Annotated in this window: 1 protein-coding gene and 4 pseudogenes; 2 read left to right on the top strand and 3 right to left on the bottom strand. The window is 62.2% G+C overall.

What is annotated here, in order from left to right:
* Positions 1-77: 77 nt before the first annotated feature.
* Positions 78-396 (bottom strand): annotated as a pseudogene (locus tag AB4074_RS24645) (transposase); the annotation flags it as partial.
* A 418-nt stretch (positions 397-814) separates the two neighbouring features.
* Positions 815-1,045, bottom strand: coding sequence for a hypothetical protein (locus tag AB4074_RS24640; RefSeq protein WP_441415725.1), 231 nt, complete (start codon positions 1,043-1,045; stop codon positions 815-817).
* A gap of 339 nt (positions 1,046-1,384) precedes the next feature.
* Between AB4074_RS24640 and AB4074_RS24635 the strand changes: the two are divergent.
* A pseudogene (locus AB4074_RS24635) lies at positions 1,385-1,792 on the top strand (IS110 family transposase); the annotation flags it as partial.
* A gap of 104 nt (positions 1,793-1,896) precedes the next feature.
* Positions 1,897-2,226: pseudogene (locus AB4074_RS24630) on the top strand (transposase); the annotation flags it as partial.
* Positions 2,227-2,551: 325 nt separating this feature from the next.
* Here the strand turns inward: AB4074_RS24630 and AB4074_RS24625 are convergent.
* A pseudogene (locus AB4074_RS24625) lies at positions 2,552-2,661 on the bottom strand (IS481 family transposase); the annotation flags it as partial.

Here is a 2,661-nt window from a genome sequence, read left to right as displayed (position 1 = left end):
TTTCTGAGACGAAGGTCCGCGGCGTAGGCTCACTCTTCCAGCAGGATGCGGTTGAAGCGTTCGATGCTCCTATATTGTCAAGCGGTCGTTTGGGGCAGGTTGGCGTAGATCTCCCTGGCGATGTAACGGTTGAGGCATCGGATGATCTCGCATTTGCTGAGACCCTCAGCGGGCCGTCGTTCGACCTAGGCGCGGGTGGGTGCATGCCTGCGCATTCGGACGAAAGCGATGATGTAGAGCGCACTGTTTGCTGCGTGATCGCCGCTGCGGGAGAGCCGGTGCCACCCGGTTGTCCGTCCGTTGCTGGCCGGTTGCGGTGTGACTCCACAGAGTTTCGCGAACGCGGACTCGTTGCGGAATCCTGCCGGTGTTATCGCCGACCGTGACCAGGAACTGTCCAGGAATTTCGGTGCCCATCAATCTTAGCGTTGAGCTGCTTGATCTCATCGTCCAGGACTTCCAACGGCCCGCGAGGTCGCGCTGTGCAAGGTTGGTCCCTGCCAGATTCATCCGTTTGGGGTCGGTTGTTAGTGACATGGAATCCTCGGTCTCGGGGCGGAGTGGCAGGCACCCGTTCACAAGTGTGCCTTTGGTGAGGTCGACCAGTCCGTCGCGCAGCGTTGAGGGAGAGCAGATCATGATGCCGAAGGTGTTGAAGGCTTGAGTTCGTGCTTTCACGGCGATGGACCGGGTGAGGCGGACGGTTCAAATGACCTCGATCGTCCCTGATTGCTTTTCGGGATGGTGTGGAGATTTCCCCAGAACGACGCGAGCGATTTGTTCGGCTAAGGCGATCAGATTTGGCGTTGGCGGGTCAGTTCGCGCGAGAGTGCGACGCCGAATGATCCTGTGCTCTCCACCCCAATCGAGGCGAGGTGCCATGGCCGCGCATCCAGGAGTGCAATGCTGCGTATCCGGGAGAGGTGGCGGGGAACTGCCGATGGCCGAGCAGCCGGCCTTGGCCATCGATCACCGCGGCATAGTAGGTGTGCTTGTGGGTGTCGACCCCACCAATGACCGTGACATCCTCGATCAGGATTGTCATGCTGGAAACGTTCCTTCCGTACTGGATGAATGAACGGATGAGGGCGAGCCAGCCGGCCGGGCGGGCGACAGGTCTGTGACGGGGCTTCTAGTCCAAGCTCCTGACTTGTTCCATTGGTGGTGGGATGCTGCGGGATCTGCAGTCTTGTAGCGTCCAGGGTGTCAGCCGGCACAGGTCCGCAAGCTCCTTGCCACCCGGTTGTCCGGGTTGGCTCACTGATAGCGTGCCGCGCCGCTGACACCCGCCCGGGGCGTGGCTCGACAGAGGCATGCAAACACTTCAAGTCAGGGTGCCCGCCACGGGTGATCCATCACCGACATTGGCGAAAGGAACCCGGACATGATCGTTATCGGCATCGACCCTCATAAATCCTCCATTACCGCCTCAGCCATCGATCCCACGGGTTGTCAGCTCGCGGTGCGGCGTTTCGTGGTCAACGCAGGCACGGCCAAGCAATTGCTGGGCTGGGCCGCGCAATGGTCCGAACGCAGATTCGCTATCGAGGGCGCCAACGGTCTGGGCCGCCGAATCGCCCAGATCCTGGTGGCCGGTGGGGAATCCGTGGTCGATGTCCCCTCGACACTGGCCATGAAGGTCAGGGTTCTTTCCACCGGCGGCGGCCGTAAGAGCGACTCGGCAGATGCGTTCGCCGTCGCCGTCACTGCACTCCGGCAGGAGCGTCTGCGCCCAGTCGCGGCCGAAAACCAGAGCACAATTCTGCGCCTGCTGGCCGAACGCCGCGAAGACCTCGGCCACGAACGCGCGCTGCTCAGCCGCCTGCACCGGCTCCTGCGCGAGCTGATACCCGGAGAAGTTGAGCCTGGCCTTAGCGCCGAAAAGGCTGCCCCGCGATGCGTATCATCCGGCCGGCAACAGCCACCGACGCGCTCAGACGCGAACTCGCCAGGGAACTGCTGGCCGATCTGCGGCGCATCGACGCCGGCATCAAAAACGACGAAGCACAAACCCGCGACGCCCTGGCCGCGTCCGCTACGACACTGCAGGAAATCCCAGGAGTCGGGGTCGTCCTCGCGGCAAAGCTCCTGGGCCATGTCGGGGACATCACCAGGTTCCCCAGCGCCTGACACTTCGCCAGCTACACCGGAACAGCACCCCTGGACGCCTCCAGCGGCCAACAAAACCGTCACAGACTCAACACCGGAGGCAACCGGCAGCTCAATTCCGTGCTGCACACCATGGCCGTCTGCCAAAGCCGTGACCCCGGACCAGGCCGGGAGCACTACCTGAAGAAAACCGCCGAAGGAAAAACACCCCGCGAAGTCCGCAGGGCACTCAAACGACGCCTCTCCAATGTCCTCTGCAGGCGGATCCTGCACGACCATTGGAGGCTTGACACACAGAGGCGCTATCAGGCCAGATCCGTCGGGTCGGCGCACTCTACGGTGTTGCGCAAGGTCCAGTCGACAAATCGAACGAAGGACACCATGGTCAGACTTTGGCCGGGGTCAGGCTGGACCCAACGCAGCACCACCATAAGTCTTCACGGACTTTTCCGTTCGTCTCTGGCCGGTAGGGTCTGGTGCGTTTGTGCCGGATACCGGCTTCGGCCAGGATCCGGGCGAAGGCTTTGGACCTGTAGCATGAGCCGTTATCGG

This window comes from Arthrobacter sp. 2MCAF14, assembly GCF_052115645.1.
In the GTDB taxonomy this organism is placed as follows: Bacteria; Actinomycetota; Actinomycetes; order Actinomycetales; family Micrococcaceae; genus Arthrobacter.
The sequence above is the reverse complement of the archived record's forward strand: the minus strand, read 5'-3'. Positions and strand labels throughout refer to the sequence as shown.

What these genes read in the sequence shown, in the direction of transcription:
- AB4074_RS24640 (WP_441415725.1), bottom strand. Translation starts at nt 1,045, where the DNA reads ATGACAATCCTGATCGAGGATGTCACGGTCATTGGTGGGGTCGACACC.